Here is a 1,277-nt window from a genome sequence, read left to right as displayed (position 1 = left end):
TGAGCTATGCTGAAGAAACCGTACAACTAAACTTGGTAAACTAAGCGTATTCACAGGAGTTTACCATGACCAAGAAAATCAGAACTTACAGCACAGAATTTAAAGCAGAAGCCGTTAAGAAGATAGCAAACAATAATGGCAATATCTCAGCGACCGCAAAGCAGCTTGGCATCGCCATGCAGACCTTATCTAATTGGCATAACAAAGCCAACCAAGGCAAGCTTGTAGGAACAGAGCAGTACGATCCACAGCTCATAGCCGTGATTGAAGAGAACAAGCGCCTCAAACGACAGCTTAAAGTAGCCGAAGAGGAACGAGAGATATTAAAAAAGGCGACGGCGTACTTTGCAAAGCACAGCTAGTCAGGTACGCCTTTATCAAAGATAACCAGCACTTCTTTAGCATCACCACTATGTGCCGTGTGCTAAAGATTAAGCATTCAAGTTACTACGACTGGCTGAGTCGCGATATCAGCGAGCAGCAGATACATCGCAACCATTGCGAGCTACTCGTTAAAGCCGCTCACAGTCAAAGTAAAGAACGTTATGGTTATGAACGTTTGCATGCAACGCTCACCGAGCAAGGCCATGACATTAGCCTATACATGGTTAGAAGCATTAAAGAGGAACATGGCATCAAATGCCGTCGCCACAAGCGCTTTAAAGTCACTACCGACTCCAATCACAACAAGCTGATCTATCCAAACGTACTGGATCAGAAGTTTGATGCCAGTCGCCCTAACCAAACGTGGGTCAGTGACATCACCTATATTTGGACGCTTGAGGGTTGGCTGTATTTAGCAGGCGTTAAAGACTTATACACTAAAGAGCTTGTCGGTTACGCCATCAACAAACGCATGACAGCAGATCTAGTATGCAAAGCATTGAACATGGCCATCAAGAACAAACGACCCAGTAAAGGGCTAGTCGTTCACTCTGATAGAGGCAGTCAGTACTGTAGTCATGCCTACCATAAGATCATCAAGCAGCATCAGCTTGCAGGCTCAATGAGCGCTAAAGGTAACTGCTTTGATAACGCACCTATAGAGAGCTTCTGGGGCGTATTAAAGAATGAGTTAATATATCATCAGGACTATAAGACCAGATTTGCCGCCATTACCGATATCATTAGATATATCGAGTTGTACTACAACCAAACGAGAATTCAAAAGGGTTTAGGCTATAAATCGCCAAGACAGGTGTGGTTTGACTATTATCGTCATGCTGCGTAATCAAAATCTCCCAAGTTTAGTTATACGGATTTGACAGCAGGGGTCA

1 protein-coding gene is annotated in these 1,277 nt (G+C 44.0%); it reads left to right on the top strand.

Annotated features, from left to right (window positions below):
- Positions 1-65: 65 nt before the first annotated feature.
- Positions 66-1,231 (top strand): IS3 family transposase gene (locus tag ACT3RN_RS15650; protein ID WP_192520996.1). Its coding sequence is split into 2 segments (ribosomal slippage): positions 66-324 and positions 324-1,231, totalling 1,167 coding nucleotides; the frame shifts between segments, so codons are not numbered across the junction.
- Positions 1,232-1,277: the final 46 nt, after the last annotated feature.

The sequence above is a fragment of the Psychrobacter sp. AOP5-GZ1-6 genome, from assembly GCF_052376345.1.
Taxonomy (GTDB): domain Bacteria; phylum Pseudomonadota; class Gammaproteobacteria; order Pseudomonadales; family Moraxellaceae; genus Psychrobacter.
The sequence above is the reverse complement of the archived record's forward strand: the minus strand, read 5'-3'. Positions and strand labels throughout refer to the sequence as shown.